This is a genomic window from Streptomyces sp. NL15-2K, from assembly GCF_030551255.1.
GTDB lineage: Bacteria > Actinomycetota > Actinomycetes > Streptomycetales > Streptomycetaceae > Streptomyces.
Map to the genome: position 1 here is coordinate 3550394 of NZ_CP130630.1, position 15623 is coordinate 3566016.

14 protein-coding genes and 1 pseudogene are annotated in these 15623 nt (G+C 72.2%); 9 read left to right on the forward strand and 6 right to left on the reverse strand.

The features are described 5' to 3' along the window. Window positions 1–130: 130 nt before the first annotated feature. The 4 genes from Q4V64_RS15595 (at window position 131) to Q4V64_RS15610 (ending at window position 6645) form a co-directional block, all read left to right on the forward strand. Window positions 131–4873: a cation-translocating P-type ATPase gene (locus tag Q4V64_RS15595; protein ID WP_124442525.1), complete on the forward strand. Its 4743-nt coding sequence runs from the start codon at window positions 131–133 to the stop codon at window positions 4871–4873. A 54-nt stretch (window positions 4874–4927) separates the two neighbouring features. Further along, window positions 4928–5059, forward strand: coding sequence for a hypothetical protein (locus Q4V64_RS15600; protein WP_301184556.1), 132 nt, complete (start codon window positions 4928–4930; stop codon window positions 5057–5059). Window positions 5060–5180: 121 nt separating this feature from the next. Next, window positions 5181–5690: a hypothetical protein gene (locus Q4V64_RS15605; RefSeq protein ID WP_124442524.1), complete on the forward strand. Its 510-nt coding sequence runs from the start codon at window positions 5181–5183 to the stop codon at window positions 5688–5690. Window positions 5691–5877: 187 nt separating this feature from the next. Then, the gene (locus Q4V64_RS15610; RefSeq protein ID WP_124442523.1) at window positions 5878–6645 is read left to right on the forward strand and encodes an SDR family oxidoreductase; all 768 of its coding nucleotides are present in this window, start codon (window positions 5878–5880) and stop codon (window positions 6643–6645) included. Window positions 6646–6790: 145 nt separating this feature from the next. Here Q4V64_RS15610 and Q4V64_RS15615 read toward each other — a convergent pair. The 3 genes and pseudogenes from Q4V64_RS15615 to Q4V64_RS15625 all read right to left on the reverse strand — a co-directional run. Continuing rightward, window positions 6791–7049: pseudogene (locus tag Q4V64_RS15615) on the reverse strand (hypothetical protein); the annotation flags it as partial. Window positions 7050–7116: 67 nt separating this feature from the next. Further along, entirely contained in the window at window positions 7117–7773 is a 657-nt protein-coding gene (locus tag Q4V64_RS15620) for a DUF3105 domain-containing protein (RefSeq protein ID WP_124442522.1), read from the reverse strand. 109 nt (window positions 7774–7882) lie between these two features. Next, a complete protein-coding gene (locus tag Q4V64_RS15625; protein ID WP_253267197.1) occupies window positions 7883–8323 on the reverse strand; it encodes a hypothetical protein in 441 nt (146 codons plus the stop codon). 212 nt (window positions 8324–8535) lie between these two features. Here Q4V64_RS15625 and Q4V64_RS15630 point away from each other — a divergent pair, with 212 nt between their 5' ends. Then, window positions 8536–9300 (forward strand): alpha/beta hydrolase, encoded by a 765-nt coding sequence (locus tag Q4V64_RS15630; protein ID WP_124442520.1) that lies wholly within the window; start codon window positions 8536–8538, stop codon window positions 9298–9300. Window positions 9301–9688: 388 nt separating this feature from the next. On the opposite strand, the gene Q4V64_RS15635 is transcribed toward Q4V64_RS15630, so the two are convergent. Beyond that, window positions 9689–11137 carry an MFS transporter gene (locus Q4V64_RS15635; RefSeq protein WP_124442519.1) on the reverse strand — a complete coding sequence of 483 codons (1449 nt, stop codon included), beginning with the start codon at window positions 11135–11137 and terminating at the stop codon, window positions 9689–9691. A gap of 112 nt (window positions 11138–11249) precedes the next feature. Here Q4V64_RS15635 and Q4V64_RS15640 point away from each other — a divergent pair, with 112 nt between their 5' ends. The 3 genes from Q4V64_RS15640 (at window position 11250) to Q4V64_RS15650 (ending at window position 12726) form a co-directional block, all read left to right on the forward strand. After that, window positions 11250–11897, forward strand: a complete 648-nt coding sequence (locus Q4V64_RS15640) for a TetR/AcrR family transcriptional regulator (protein ID WP_124442518.1) — start codon at window positions 11250–11252, stop codon at window positions 11895–11897. 137 nt (window positions 11898–12034) lie between these two features. Next, complete coding sequence (locus tag Q4V64_RS15645; RefSeq protein ID WP_124442517.1) at window positions 12035–12337, forward strand: metalloregulator ArsR/SmtB family transcription factor; 303 nt, start codon at window positions 12035–12037, stop codon at window positions 12335–12337. Then, a complete protein-coding gene (locus tag Q4V64_RS15650) occupies window positions 12334–12726 on the forward strand; it encodes a VOC family protein (protein ID WP_124442516.1) in 393 nt (130 codons plus the stop codon). The genes Q4V64_RS15645 and Q4V64_RS15650 overlap by 4 nt, the downstream gene beginning before the upstream one ends. An 8-nt stretch (window positions 12727–12734) precedes the next feature. Here the strand turns inward: Q4V64_RS15650 and Q4V64_RS54990 are convergent, their stop codons facing one another. Both Q4V64_RS54990 and Q4V64_RS15660 read right to left on the reverse strand, forming a co-directional pair. Continuing rightward, window positions 12735–13100, reverse strand: a complete 366-nt coding sequence (locus Q4V64_RS54990; protein ID WP_124442515.1) for a transglycosylase family protein — start codon at window positions 13098–13100, stop codon at window positions 12735–12737. A 239-nt stretch (window positions 13101–13339) separates the two neighbouring features. Next, a complete protein-coding gene (locus tag Q4V64_RS15660; RefSeq protein ID WP_124442514.1) occupies window positions 13340–13522 on the reverse strand; it encodes a hypothetical protein in 183 nt (60 codons plus the stop codon). 572 nt (window positions 13523–14094) lie between these two features. Between Q4V64_RS15660 and Q4V64_RS15665 the strand changes: the two genes are divergently transcribed. Continuing rightward, complete coding sequence (locus tag Q4V64_RS15665) at window positions 14095–15618, forward strand: ATP-binding protein (RefSeq protein WP_172629384.1); 1524 nt, start codon at window positions 14095–14097, stop codon at window positions 15616–15618. Window positions 15619–15623 lie beyond the last annotated feature (5 nt).

Below are 15623 nucleotides of genomic sequence, written 5' to 3' on the forward strand. Positions count from 1 at the left end.
TATCTGGGTTATCTGGGTTATCTGGGTTATCAGCACAGGACGATACGGATGAAACCTGATCATACTGGAGTGAGCCGTGTGTCCTGCGGGGCGCCGGCCACGACCCCCGTCGGCCGATGGTGGAGGCGGCGTGACCCGGCCAGTGCTCTCCCCCTCCGTACTCCCCCGCTTCGTGCCGTCCGCTCCCGCGCTGTTCGGACCGGTCCGCTCCGCCGCGCAGTGGCTGGCCGGCGTACCGGCGGCGCTGCCCGTGGTCGGGCCCCTGCTGCGGCCCCGTACGCCCCGGCTCTGGCGGACCCCCGGCGGCGTGCAGATCGAGGTGCTGCGCCTGGGACGGCCCGGGACGGCCGGCGCGGCCCGCGAGGTGGAGACCACGCTGCGGGAGATGCCGGGGGTGTACCGCGCCGAGGTGAACGGCACGCTGGGCTGCGTGTACGTCGGCTGCGGGCCCGAGGCCGACCTGGAGCGCGTCGTGGCCCTGGTCGCCGCCGCGGACGCCGGCGCGCCGGAGGCGGGAACCGACCGCGAGGGCGAGCCGGGGGCCGGCGCGCGGCGGGTGCGGCGCCCGGTCGGCTTCCCCGGCGCCGCGGGGCCGGGGATCGAGGCGGCCGTTCACCTCGGCGCGGGCCTGGCGGCGGTCGGGGCGGCGTCGGTCGGCAACGTGCTTCGGCTGCGCGGCCTGCATCCGCTGGTGATCTCGGCGGTCCAGCTCGTCGAGGCCACCCCACGACTGCGCGAGGGGCTGGCCGGCCGGATCGGCGACCAGGCCGCGGAGCGGACCTGGGCCGCGGCGAACGTCCTGCTGACGACGCTGACCTTCCGGCCGCTGGGCGCCGCGACGACCGCCGTGCTGGCCGGGGCCCGGTACGCGGAGGTGCGGGCCCGCCGCACGGCGTGGAGGGAGTGGGCGCGCAGGCTGGCGGCGCACGAGGGAACGTACCGCCATGACGCGGTGCCCACCCATGAGCGGCCCGCTCCGCTGCCGCCCGGGCCGGGCGAGAGGTACGCCAATGTGGCGGTGCCGGTGTCCGTCGCCGCGTACGGGCTCACCACGGTCGGCAGGCTCGGCCACGACCGGGGGATGGCGCTGCTGACCGCCGGGACGCCGAGAGGCCCCCGCCTCGGCCGGGAGTCGTTCGTCTGCTCGGTGGCGCGGGCGGTCTCCGAACGGGGGGCGCTGGTGCTGCGGCCGGAGGCGCTGCGCCGCCTCGACCGGATCGACACCGTCGTCCTCGACGCCCGGGTGCTGGCCACCGGCGGGTGGACGGTCGAGCACCTGGTGCGCCTGACGCCGCCCGGCGGGCGGCCGGGCGGGGCGGGAGCCGGCCCGGACGGCGAACGCCGCCCCGACGACGCGGAGGACGGGGCGCACGACGGGGCGCAGGAGGGCCCGGACGATGGCCCGGACGACTGCCCGGACGAGGACGAGATCCACGCGCGGATCCACGAGCTGATCGAGCCGGGCGGGCCGGGGCGGCGGCCCCGGCACGGCGGCCCGCCCGGCTCGATGCAGCGGTCGGGCTGGGCGCTGCGGCCGTACACCGGTCCTGACACCGTCCCGGGCGGCGTCGCGGTGTCCGAGGAGACGGCCGCGCAGGCGGCGCGGTGGGCCGAGGAGGGGGCGCAGGTCCTGCTCGTCCTGCGGGAGGGCAGCCCGGTCGCCGTGACCGGGCTGACCCCCCAACTGCACGCACTCGCCCACCACTTGGTGCGCGCGGCACGTGAGTGCGGCGAGGTGCGGCTGGTGGGCGGCCCGCCCGGGCTGCACCGCCGGTTCGGGCTCCCCGCGGCGGTCCCGACCGGGCACCGTCGCACGGCCGCGCTGGTCCGCTCCCTCCAGGCGCAGGGCCACGGCGTCGCGGTGGTCTCGGCCCGTACCCGGCGCGCCCTCGCCCGTGCGGACCTGGGCATCGGAGTGCTCACCGGTCCGCGCCATGTGCCGTGGGACGCCCATGTCGCCGCCCCGCCCGATGTCGTCCATCTGCTGCTGACCGCCCTGCCGGAGGCCCGGCGGGTCGGCACGCTGTGCACCCGTATGGAAGGCGCCGGCGCCCTCACGGGCTCGGGCCTCGCCCTCTTCGTCCCCCGCCCGGGAGCCTGGGCGCGGGCCCGCCTGGTGACCGACGCGGTGACCATCGCCGGGATCACGGTGGGCTTCTGGGCGGGCCGGCGGCTGCGCGCCCGCCCGGCTCCGGCGGCCATCGAGCGGACGCCGTGGCATTCCATGACGGTACGTCAGGTGATGGCGCGGCTCGGCACCACCTCCCGCGGGCTGGACGAGGCGGAGGCCGCCCGGCGCCGCCAGTTCGAGGGCCGGGACCGGCACGACGGTGCCGTAGGCCTGATCGGCAGGTTCGCGGAGGAGATGGCCAATCCGCTCACGCCCGTCCTGGCGATCGGCGGCGGCATCTCGGCGGCGCTCGGCTCCGTCATGGATGCCGTGCTCATCGGCGGGGTCCTGGGGGTGGACGCGCTGGTGGGCGGGGTGCAACAGCAGAAGGCCGACCACGCGGCGCGGCGGCTGGTCGAGGCGACCTCGGTGCGGGTGCGGGTGCGCCGCGCGGACCGGGACGAGGCGGTCGAGGCGGCCGCCGAGGACCTGGTGCGCGGCGACGTGATCGAACTGCGGGCCGGTGACGCGGTTCCGGCCGACTGCCGGGTGGTGCGGGCGCAGGGTGTGGAGGCCGACGAGTCCAGCCTCACCGGCGAGTCGCTGCCGGTCCTGAAGACCGCCGCGCCGAGTGCGGCCCGGGCCGTCGCGGACCGGACGTCCATGCTCTACCAGGGCACGACGGTGGCGGCCGGTCACGCGCTCGCCGTGGTCGTCGCCACCGGGACCGCCACCGAGGCGGGCGGCGCGGCGGAGGCGGGCCCGCTGGAGGGGCCGCCGGAGAGCGGTGTGGAGCGGCGGCTGAAGGGCCTTGGCCGGTGGTTCCTGCCGATGTCCGTCGCCGCGGGCGCCGCCCTCTTCGCCGTCGACGTGCTGCGCAGGCGGCCGCTGGGCGCCGCCCTGGGTTCCGCGGTCAGCCTGTGCGTCGCCGCCGTACCCGAGGGGCTGCCCTTCGTCGCCACGGTCGCGGAGCTGGCCGCGGCCCGCCGGCTGTCCACCCGCAACACCCTCGTGCGCAGCACCTCCACCATCGAGGCGCTGGGCCGCACCGATGTGCTGTGCTTCGACAAGACCGGCACGCTCACCGAGGGCAGGATCAGCCTCCAGCAGGTGTCCGACGGGCTGGAGCGCCGTCCGCCCGACCGGCTCACCCCGGCGCTGCGCCGGGTCCTCGCCACGGCGGTCCTGGCGGGTCCGACGGGTCCCGCCGCTTCGCTCGCCCACCCCACCGACCGGGCCATCGCGGCCGGGGCCGAGTTGCTCGGTGCCGCCCCCGCCCGGGCCGCCGGGCTCGCCTCGGCCACCTGGGACCGGGTGACCGAGCTGCCGTTCGAGCCCGGTCGCGGCTTCCACGCCGTGCTGGGGCGCTCCGACGACCGGGCGCGGATCGTCGTCAAGGGCGCACCCGAGGTCGTACTGGCCCGCTGCGACCGGATCCGCCGCGGCGCAGGCAGCGAGCCCTTCGGCGACCGACGGCGGGAGGAGATCGAGGCGGAGGTCGACCGGCTGGCCCGGCAGGGTCTGCGGGTCCTCGCGGTCGCCGAGCGCGTCCTGCCTCCGGACGCGCCGCGGGACGACACCGCGCTCGCCGATCTGGCGGACGTCAGCGACGAGAACCTCGACGGACTGTGTCTGCTGGGCCTGCTGGGGCTCGCGGACCCGGTGCGGGCCACGGCGGCCGAGAGCGTGCACCGGCTGGCCGAGGCCGGGGTGCGCATCGTCATGGTCACCGGGGACCATCCCAGCACCGCCGCCGCGATCGCCAGGGAACTGCGGCCCGAGGAGGAACCGCGGCTGATGACCGGGACGGAGCTGGACTCCCTCGACGACGCCGCGCTCGCGAAGACGTTGCCGGACATCACGGTGTTCGCCCGGGTCACCCCGGCGCACAAGGTCCGTATCGTCACCGCCCTGCGCGCGGCCGGCCGGATCGTCGCCGTCACCGGCGACGGCGCCAACGACGCGCCGGCCATCCGGATCGCCGACGTCGGCATCGCCCTCGGCTCCCGGGCGACCCCGGCGGCCCGCTCCGCCGCCGATGTGGTGGTCACCGACGACCGCATCGAGACCATCGTGGACGCCATCGTCGAGGGCCGGGCCATGTGGGCCTCGGTGCGCAAGGCGCTGGGCATCCTGCTCGGCGGCAACGTCGGGGAGATCATCTTCACTCTGGCGACCAGTCTGCTCACCGGGCGCAGTGCGCTGAACGCACGCCAGCTCCTGCTGGTCAACCTGCTCACGGACATGCTGCCCGCCATGGCCATCGCCGCCCGGCCGCCGGCCGCCCACCCGGGGAAGCTGCTCGCGGAGGGGCCCGAGGCATCGCTCGGCGCGGCCCTCACCCGCCACATCCGGCTGCGGGCCGTCGTCACCACGGCGGCGGCGACCGCCGCCTGGGTGGCCGCCCGGGCGACCGGTACCCGGGGGCGCGCCGACACCGTCGCCCTGGTCGCCCTAGTGTCCTCCCAGCTGTTCCAGACGCTGGCGGACGCGGGCCGCGACCCGGTGGTCGCCGCGGCCGTGGTGGGGTCCCTGGTGGTGCTGGGTGTGGTGGTGACCGTGCCGGGGCTCAGCCATTTCTTCGGAAGCCGGCCTCTGGGCCCCGCGGGCTGGACGATCGCCCTGACGTCGGCCGTGGGCTCGGTCGTGCTGCCCGCCATGGCGCAGTTCGCCGCGCGGGCGGGACGGGCAGGCGGGCATATCGTGCCGGAAAGGGAAAGTTCACCCTCAGGTCACCTTGGTGCCGCCTCTCGGAAGCGGTGAGACCGCACAAAGGAACGGTCCTCACAGCACACCGCACACGAAAGGCGGCTGACCATGCCGCACATCCTCGCCACAGTTCTGACCCAGGTGGCGGTCGCCCTCCTCGAGGCCGCCCTGATCCGCCTGTCCGTCCAGCTCTGGAAGACGCTCGTCGGCAGCGGGCGCCCGGTGGCCGCTCACGCCTGACCCGACATCGGGCAGCACTCCCGACCTTTTGCCCGATTTGGGTGGTTTGTCGCCACCCAGGGGTGGAAGCGTGGAGTGGGAGGACATATCCACGCACGCTTCCCAGCATGGGAGGGCGGAGATGACTTCCCCGCAGCACCAGCCCGAACAACCACCGACTCAGGAACGGCGAGCCCAGGCGGGGACGGCCCCGCCACAGACGCAGACCACGGTGGCTCCCACACCCGCCCAGGCGCAGCAGGCGCCCGAGGCCCAGGCGGAGCGCCGTGACGAGGAGGCACAGGGCCTGGAGCCCGCAGCGGTCGGCAAGGTGGTGCACCTGCATACCGCGCACCCGCGGGTTCCCATCCCCTACGTGACCCCGGGCGACCTGTTCACCGGCGCCCGCAGGAGCACCGCGGCGCTCCCCTCGCCCCGCAAGATGGCCTACTACGGGCTCCTCGGCGGCATGGCCGTGGCCGGAGCCCTGGAGTGGCCGATCGCGGTCGCCATCGGCGCCGCCACCGAAGTGGTGACCCGCGAGCAGGCGGCGCGGAAGCGGGCCGAGCAGGAGGAGCGACGCCGGCAAACCGGCACCGAGCCTTCCGCCCGCACGGAAACCACCGAGCCCGCGCAAACGGCGATGGCATGACCGACGCCTTCACGTCGTGAACGCCGGTGGGGTCCGAACGCGGTCCGGCGTCCGGACCCCACCGGCGTTCTCATGCCCGTGCCGGTGCCGGCTTACTCGGCCATCCGGCTCCTCCATTGCTTGACTCAAGTAATGCTCACTGCTTGTCTGAGGCAGCGAGCAACCGCCGAGGAGTCGAGGAGTACCCATGGTCAGCACCGGTTTGGCGGGACGCGGCGTCGTCGTCACGGGAGCGGCGTCCGGCATCGGCCGGGCCGCGGCCCTGAAGTTCGCGCGGGAAGGCGCCAAGGTACTGGTGGCCGACCTGAGCCGGGAGGGCGCCGAAGAGACCGTCAAGGAGATAGAGACCGCCGGGGGTGTCGCCCTCGCGGTCGTCGGCGATCTGAGCGACCAGCGGGTGGTGGACCAGGTCGTCGAGCGTGCCGTGGAGGCGTTCGGCGGCCTGGACGTCCTGGTGAACAACGCCGGGATCATGGACCGCATGTCGGCGCTCGGCGAGACCGACGACGCGGAGTGGGAGCGGGTCATCCGGATCAACCTGACCGCCCCCTTCCTGCTCACCCGCGCGGCGCTGCCGCACATGCTGGCCGCGGGCCGCGGTTCCCTCGTCTTCACCGGCTCCGAGGCGGGCCTGCGCGGCAGCGCGGCGGGCGCGGCCTACACCGCCTCCAAGCACGGCGTCATCGGCCTGGTCAAGAACCTCGCCGTCATGTACCGCAAACAGGGCATCCGCGCCAACCTCGTCGCCCCCGGGCCGACGGTGACCTCCATCAAGGTCGACGCCGACCCCGAGGCCCATGGCCCGGCCGTGATCGGCCAACTGATCGGCGCCAACATCGGCCGACTGGGCAGCGCGGAGGAGCAGGCCGACGCCATCGTCTTCCTCGCCTCCGACGCCGCCGCCTTCGTCAACGGGGCCGTCCTGCCGGTCGACGACGGCTGGTCCGCCGTCTGACCACGGCGCTCCCCCGCGCCCGTCCCGGACTGGAGCTCCCGGGATCAGCCCCGGGACTGGGTGTCCCGGGACCAGCCCCAGGACTGGGTCTCCCGAGACAGCCATCCCGGGAGACCGCACGCGAGACGGCCTCAGACCCGGCTGCTCACTCCCGGCTACTCACTCCCGGCTGCTCGCTGTGGGCCTGGTGGACCTGACCTGCCGGGGAGGTCAGCCGCAGCACGGTGCCCTCTCCGTTGGCCGAGAGCAGCAGCGTGCCGTCCGGGGCGACGGCGAGTCCGGCGAGCGGCGCGCCGAGCCGGGCATCCCGCCGCGAACAGCGCGGGTTCGGCACGGGGCACGACGCCCGGCGGTGGGCCGACCGGCAGCTCCTCGGCGTCGATCCGGCTCTCCCCCGTCGTCAGTCGGTGGTGGGGGGACTCCGATGGGAGGAGAACGCCGGGGTGAGTTGTCATCTCAGCCTCTACCAGGTCATGAGGCGGTCAGTCCGTTGCTGCAAGCGGCACCCGGCTCGGGGGTCTGCGAACCCTGGACGTACTTGGTGAGGAACTGCTCGACTCGCGGATCCGACGCCTTGTCCACGGAGAGCTGGGAGCCCCAGGCCGACAACATGATCGTTCCGGGCTGGTCGTCGACGGGGCTCATCAAGGTGTAGGGGGTCTTGGAGACCTTGTCACTGAGCTTCTTGACGTCAGCGTCGGTGACCTTGTCGTTGTACGTCACCCAGACCGCACCGTGTTCGAGGGAGTGGACGGCGTTCTCGTTGGCTATGGGCTTGGTGTAGACGGTGCCGTCGCAGGTCATCCAGGCCTGGTTGTGGTCGCCGCCGACGGGCGGGTTCATCGGGTAGTCGACGGCCTTCTGAACGTGGTTGCGGCCGAGCTTCTTCGCATCCCAGGTCTTCTCGCCGCGTACGGGCTTCTTCGCGGCGGCGGCCTGCTGCTCGTCCTTCTCGTCGGCGCTGTTGAGGGCGTACGCGCCGAAGCCGACCAGCCCGGCGACGATGACCGCGCTGACGCTGACGGTGATGACGCGGTTGCGACGTTCGCGTGCCCTTTCGGCGCGGCGCAGCTCCTCTATGCGGGCCTTGCGCGAAGCGGCGGCGGCCCTCTTGCTCGTCTTGCTCATGGCTGGATGTCCTCATTCTTCTCCCGCCGTACGGCGGGAGGTGCACGGGTGGAGTGGATGTCGTTCGGCGCGGGCGCATGCGTGAGCGCACGGCGTCATGGCATCCGGCTCAGGTCCGCAGCACCTGAAGGACGTGGAGATCGGGAGCACCGCTCGCCGGTGGTGGTTGGGCGAGGAGCGTGGGATCGCCCTGCCGCCGGGGGAGATCCGGCATGCGGGGCACGGTCGCCGACACGGGCTGGACGCGTGCGGCGAGCACCGCTGCCACCTCATGGACGGCCGGAGCGCAGCACGTATCCGCGGAGTGGCAATCTCCGAGGTGTCCGGTCGCCGTGGCGTGATGGTCGACCGGGCTGCCCCCCGGCATCGGCGCGCGGGACACGCTGGGCATGGCGGTCATGGGAGCGGCGCGGTCGCCGTGCGCCACGTACCCCAGGCACATCACTCCGGCCACGAGCAGGGCGGCCAGGGCAGGGCAGAGCACCGCGGGGAGCGTGGTCCACCACGCGCCGCGGGGTCCGCGCTGCGCCGACTGCGCCCGGCTCGTCATCACGGGTGATGGTAAGCGGTTCCTGGAAAAGGGTTGGGCGGGGCGGTGCTCGGGCTGGTAGCTTGCGGGCGACCGCGACACCGCCCGAGGAGGTGAGACCCATGAACGCTGTTTCCATGTGGGTGCTCCCTCTCTTCGTCACGGTCGGGCGATTGACGTAGGTGTCGCCGGGAGCGCCTCGACAACAAGGCACTCCCGAAGGACAACACCCCATGCAGTCTTTGAAGTTCACCGGCGAGTCGTCGTCGAACGGTATGGTCGAACGCGACTTCACCGTGGGCGAGGTTCCCGGCGTGCTCTGGTCGCCGGCTTCCGGCGCCGGTCGCGCGCCCCTGGTGCTGATGGGCCACGGTGGCGGCACGCACAAGAAGTGGCCGGCGATGACGGGCCGTGCGCACCGCCTCGTGACCGGCGGCGGTTTCCACGTCGCCGTCATCGACGCGCCCGGTCACGGCGGCCGGCCACGCACGGCGTACGACGAGCAGGAGATCGCCGCGCTGTACCGGGCGAGGGCGGCGGGCGAGCCGGAGGGCCCGGTCGTCGTCCGCTACAACGCCCACCTGGCGGAGCGGGCCGTGCCCGAGTGGCAGGCGGCCCTGGACGCCCTCCAGGAACTGCCGGAGATCGGCGCCGAAGGGCCGGTCGGCTACTTCGGCCTGAACATGGGCACCGCGATCGGAGTGCCGCTGGCGGCAGCCGACCCCAGGATCACCGCCGCGGTCTTCGGCATCTTCTGGCACGAGTCGCTGGCCGAGACGGCGAAGCAGATCACCATCCCTGTCGAGTTCGTGCTCCAGTGGGACGACGAGCACATCCCGCGCGAGTCCGGTCTCGCGCTGTTCGACGCCTTCGCCGCGAAGGAGAAGACGTTGCACGCCAACGCGGGCACGCACAAGGAGGTGCCCAGGTTCGAGGCCGACAGCGCGGTCCGGTTCTTCGCCCGGCACCTCGGCCAGAGGGCCACCTCGTCGGCCTGACATGAGCGGTATCGGCGCCCGGCTTGCGGTCGGGCGCCGATACCGCGGCCCCGGAGACCGCTCGGGCCTGGTCGCTCCTGGCCGACGGCCGGTCCTGGTCGACGGGCGCTCCCAGCCGACCGGCCAGAACTGGTCGGCGGCCGGTCCTGGTCGGCGGCCACAACTGGTCGACGGCCAGTCCCGGTCAACGGCCAGTCCCGGTCGACGGCCAGTCCCGGTCGACGGCCAGTCCCGGTCGACGGCCAGTCCCGGTCGACGGCCGGTCCCGGTCGACGGCCGGTCCCGGTCGACGGGCGCTCCCAGCCGACGGCCACAACTGGTCGACGGCCAGTCCCGGTCAACGGCCAGTCCCGGTCAACGGCCAGCCCTGCTCGACGGCCAGCCCTGCTCAGTGCACGTGCGGGCCGCCGGTCGACTGTGGTTTGCCGCGCGGTACGAGGCCCAGGGCGACGACGGCGCCGGCGGCGGCGGCCACGGCGCACACCGTGAACGCGTCGGCGAAGCCACCCACCGCTCCTCGCTCGAAGCCGGACGCCGCGACGGTGGAGACGACGGCCACGCCGATCGAACCACCCACCTCGTGGAAGGTGTTGACGACCCCGGAGGCGAGCCCCGCCTCCCGGTGCTCCACCATCGCCAGCGCCGTGGTCGTGGCGGTGACGAACACGGCGCCGATGCCGACGGAGGCGATCACGAAGCCGGGCAGGAGCCCGGCGTACACGCTGCCGGTCTCCGACAGCCGGGTCAGCGGGATGCTTCCGACGGCCGCGACGACCATGCCCGCGACAGCGGTCGGGCGGCTGCCGATCCGGCCGACGAGCCGGGACCCGAGGTGGGCGCCGATGCCGGTGGCCACGGCGACGGGCAGGAACACCAGCCCGGTCCTCAGCGGGCTGAAACCCCGGACGTGCTGCAGATAGACGGATCCGAGGAAGAAGAACGCGATCAGCAGGGCCGTGGCGACCAGCATCAGGAAGGCCCCGGCGAGCACCGGCCGCCGGGTGAACATCCGCAGATCCATCAGCGGGGCCTGACTGGCCCGTTCGACCGCCGCGAAGGCCGCGTACGCGAGCACCGCACCGGCCAGCGGCAGCAGGGTCGAGGCGTCCCCCCAGCCGGTGTCCCCCGCCTTGACCAGGCCGTAGATCAGGGCGGCGGTGCCCGCGGTGACGAGGAGCGCGCCCGGGATGTCGAGCCGTGCGGGCTGCGGAGCGCGGGCCGGGACGAAGGCGGGCAGGGCGACCAGCAGGAGCAGCCCGACCGGCACGTTGATGAAGAACACCCACTCCCAGCCGGGCCCGTCGGTCAGCACTCCGCCGAGCAGTACGCCGGCCGCGGAGCCGGTGCCACCGATCGCCGCCCAGACGCCGAGCGCCTTGTTGCGTTCGGCGCCGTGGAAGCTCGTGGTGACGAGGGCGAGCGCGGCCGGAGACAGCAGGGCCGCGCCGACGCCCTGGCCGATCCGGCCGCCGAGCAGCGCCGGAGCGTTCTCGGCCAGACCGGTGACCAGTGAGGCGGCGGTGAAGAGGGCGAGTCCGGCGAGCAGGGTGCGGCGGGCGCCGAGGGCGTCGGCGAGCCGGCCGCCGAGCAGCATCAGCCCGCCGAAGCAGAGGGTGTAAGCGGTGACCACCCAGGTCAGGGTCTCCCGGCCGAGGTCGAGGTCGGCCGCCATGTCGGGGAGAGCGACGTTCACGACGGTGATGTCGAGGATCAGCATGAACTGCGCGAGGCAGATCAGTGCGAGTGCCGCCCAGCGGCGCGGGTCGGCGTGCGGGTCAGCGTGCGGGTGGTGGCCGTGTTCGGCCGTGTGCGGCGCACCGGCTGCGGAGTGGGTCATGACGGGTCCTTCGGGCGAGTGGTTGCGGTCGGGTCAACCCCTTCACTTGAACCATACTGTTCAGTTCAGATGAACTCAACCGTACAGTTCAGGTGGATGCTAGGGTCGACTCATGAGCGTGGAGAGCGTCAAACGACCCCCCAGCGGACCCCGCGCGGAGCTCAAGCGGCAGGCCATCGTGCGGGCCGCCCGCGAGCTGTTCCTGCGGGAGGGGTTCGGCGTGGGCATGGACACCATCGCCGCCGAGGCAGGCGTGTCCAAGGTGACCGTCTACAACCACTTCGGCAGCAAGGAAGCCCTGTTCACGGCGGTCATCACCAACGCACTCGACGAGCCCCTCGCCGGCGAGTCGGCGACCGCGCTGGAGGGCCTGGCCGAGGCCGAGGACCTACGGACCGCCCTCGTCGAGGCGGCCCGCACCTGGGTCCACGCCGTCCGCACCAACCACGAGGTCACCGCCCTGCGCAACCTCGTCGCCGCCGAACTCCACCGCTTCCCCGAGCTGGGCGAGGCCTGGAAGCACCGCGGTGCGGAGAGCCACCACCCCGCAGTCGCCAACGCCCTGCGCACCCTCACCGAGCAAGGCCGACTGGAGATCCCCGACCTGCAGACCGCGATCCTCCAGTTCTACGGGCTCCTGGTCTTCCCCCACATGGTCTTCAGCTCCTACGGCACGCACATCGACGAGGACCTGACGGACCGCCTCATCACCAGCGGCGTCGACATGTTCCTGAACCACTACGGCCCACGGAACACATAGCGGCCATCCGCCCCAACACTTCGCAGTCCCACGCGGCAAGCTGGTCGTTCACCATGCCGAGACGCCGGCGGCCCGTCACCCAGCCGGAGAACTCCTACGACTTGATAGGCAAGTGAACAGTTACCTATCATGGAGTCGTGGCCGACGAACTTTTCAAAGCCTTGGCCGACCCCACCCGCCGCACCATCCTCGACGAACTCACGGAGAAGTCCGGACAGACACTGTTCGAGATCTGCTCCCGCCTGAGCATGAAGCACCAGCTCGGCATCTCGCGCCAGGCGGTCTCGCAGCACCTCGCCGTGCTGGAGGCCGCCGGGCTCGTCGAGACCAGACGGGAGGGCCGCTACAAGTTCCACGACCTCAACACAGCCCCGCTGCGGCAGATCGCCGAGCGATGGCTCGTGCCCGACGCATCCGGACCGCAGGAGAGCACCCCATGAAGATCCATCTGACCAGCGTCTTCGTCGACGACCAGGCCAAGGCCGAGCACTTCTACACCGAGATCCTCGGCTTCGCGAAGAAGCACGACGTCCCGGTGGGCGAGAAGGACCGGTGGCTGACCGTCGTCTCGCCCGAGGAGCCCGACGGCACCGAACTCCTCCTCGAGCCCGCCGACCACCCGGCCGTCAAGACCTACCGCGACACGCTCGTTCAGGACGGCATCCCGCTCGCCCAGTTCGCCGTCGACGACGTGAACGCGGAGTACCAGCGCCTGCGCGGCCTCGGCGTCCGCTTCACCCAGGAGCCCCTGGAAATGGGCCCTGTCACCACCGCCGTCTTCGACGACACCTGCGGCAACCTGATCCAGATCGCGACCGAGCCGCAGTAGGCAGTCGCTCACGCACAGGACCACGCCGAAATCCCCTGCAGGGCGGCCAGGCGTTTGGCCACCGCGATCTGTTCCCTGCGGGTGGCCAGGTCCGCTCGCCTGGCGTATTTGAGTCCGCCGGCCGCGACCCAGCTGGATTGCAGGAACTGCAGGCCGCCGTAGTGGCCGTTACCGGTGTTCGCCTTCCAGTTACCGCCGGACTCGCATTGAGCGATGGCGTCCCAGTCGGGCCCGGCCTGGGCGTACGGCAGGGCCTCCGCTGTCGCCGTGAAACCAAGTATCACTGCGGTCGTCACGACTACGAGTGCTGTAGCGGCCCTGCGGCGGCGGCAGCTGTCGACGTTGCTCAGGTCGGCCTTCTGTGACGAGATCATATGCATACTGTTACATTTCGTGACAGAAAGTGGCGAATCGACACGTGAGCCGTTACGCCAAAAGACTCCCCTCAGCCATCTCCAACGGTCGGAAGCTCGATTCCCGGAGTGACCACTGGTGGCGGGACGACACCGCAGCGTGATGACACAGGTCACTGCCTTGTGCAGGATGTGGCCCGTCGGTGGGGCGCCGGTCCGCCTCGGATCGGGTGCCGCCCAGGGCCGGTTGGAGGGTCCCCTCAGCCGCCGTGATCCTCAGCGAGTAGCTCCGTCACCGCGTCTTGAGTGATCCCCAAGCGGGACAGCTTCGCCTTCGCGACGGCGTACTCCTTCTCCACGGCGGCGAGCTGTGAACGTGACTCCTCCACCCGTTCCCGCGCCGCCCACGCCCGTGCCCTCAACGTCTCCACCAACGAGGTCATCGACCACCCCCATACCCCGATCAGCAACTGCCAATCCACCCTGACATAACTATAGATAATCCTGAATTGGAACATTAAAGATATATCGCCGATCCGTGAGCGACTGCCGTATCGCGTCTTTCTCGCCACCATGGCCTACGGTCGCGCCCGCGCGCTTTGCTCCAACGTGTCGCCATACACGGCAAATCGACCCTTTGCCATGTCAGCGCGCATCGACTCACGTTGCGGGGAGGCCAGAGGATCGTTTCAGCAGGCCAGGGTCGCCTTTCTGTCGGAGGGTGCGGGTACGCCAGGTCGAGGAGGGTGGCGTAGGGTGGCTGTCCTATTAACTGTCCGGTTCCTGTGCCGAGTTGACGGTTCGGTCCGCGCTGCGCGAAGTGTGTCCGAACTGGTTGATCGAGAGGACTCCGATGCCCGAAACCCCGACTTATGCAGCGCGTTCGGAGCCCGGTCGGGTGACCGCCACGGGCCCGGCACGGAACAGACATGCCAGGCCACCCGCTCAGGAGGGACCGACAGTTTCGGCCAACCGCTCCCACGCGATGCGCCTCGCTGTCGTTCCCGCAGCATCCATGGCGGTCCTGGCCGCCGCTGTGATCGTCTTCGTCCTGCTCACCCAGGACGGCGCCGCCGACGCGGCCACCTGGGCCGTGCTCACCGGCGGCGCCGTCCTGGGTGGTGCCGTTCTGGTCGGTGCCGCGTTCGTCGCCCGCGCCGAGGCCCGAGGGGTATCGCGGCAGCATGCGTCACTGCGCCGCGCCGTCGCCGCAGGCCAGTCCGACCTGCAGGACCTGCTGCAGCGGCTGGAGCGGGGCGAGCCGGTGGGGCAGGTTCCGTTCACCGATCAGGCTTCACCTCGGACAGATCCAGTCGGCCGTCTCGCATACGAGATAAGCGTCGCCATGTGGCAGGCCCGGACAGTCGTGGCGCAGACGGCACAGTCCTCCCGGACCGCCTCGCCGGACAGTGAGGAGAAGGTCGAGGTCTTCGTCAACCTCGCCCGGCGACTGCAGTCACTCGTGCACCGCGCGATCAGCATGCTCGACCAGCTCGAGAACGAGGTCGAGGACCCGGAACTGCTCAAGGGCCTCTTCCACGTCGACCATTTGGCCACCCGCATACGCCGCCACGCGGAGAACGTCGCCGTGCTCGGCGGCTCGGTGTCCCGCCGGCAGTGGACCCGCCCGGTGACCCTGACCGAGGTGCTGCGTTCGTCGATCGCCGAGGTCGAGCAGTACTCCCGGGTGAAGCTGGTGCCGCCGATCGAGGGCACACTGCGCGGCCATGCCGTCGCCGACGTCATCCATCTGCTGGCCGAACTGGTCGAGAACGCCACGTCGTTCTCCGAGCCCCATACCCAAGTACTGCTGCGCGCCCAGCGCGTGACCTCCGGGCTTGCCGTCGAAGTCGAGGACCGCGGTCTGGGCATGCCTCCACAGGAGCAGGCGCGGATCAACGCGTTGCTCGCCGAGCCGGACCACATCGATCTCAGCAAGCTGCTGGCCGACGGCCGCATCGGCCTGTACGTGGTGTCCGCGCTGGCCCGCCGCCACGGCATCGCGGTCCGGCTGCAGAGCAACATCTACGGCGGCATCCAGGCCGTCCTGATCATCCCGCGCGGGCTGCTCGGCGACGAGCCTGCCGAGGCCCCCGCCCAGGCGGCCACCGACATGCCCCAGCCGGCCCAGGTTGCCCCCGCCCCCCGGCCGGCCCAAGTCGCCCCGGCGCAACAGCCGGCCGTGCAAGCCTCCCCTGCCCGGCCGGTGACCCCACCGCCGTCGCTTCGGCAGCCGTTGCCGCCGGTCACTACCGCGTCCGCGCCGATGCCCCCACAGCAGCATGCCCGGGGCGCGGGAGCGACGGCACCGCGTGACGGCGAGTCCGCGTACGGCAGGGTCCCCCGGGACGAGCGGCCACCGCTGCCGCAGCGCCACGCACAGGAGCACCTGGTGCCGGAGCTCCGGAACGGTCCTGTCTCTCGCAGGTCCGAGGATGAAGAGGTGGAGCACGATCCGGGGCTGATGGCCACGTTCCGGCGCGGAGTCAGCCTGGCCGACAACGAATCCGACGAGCCCCCCACCGACGGCTCTCGCTGACCGCA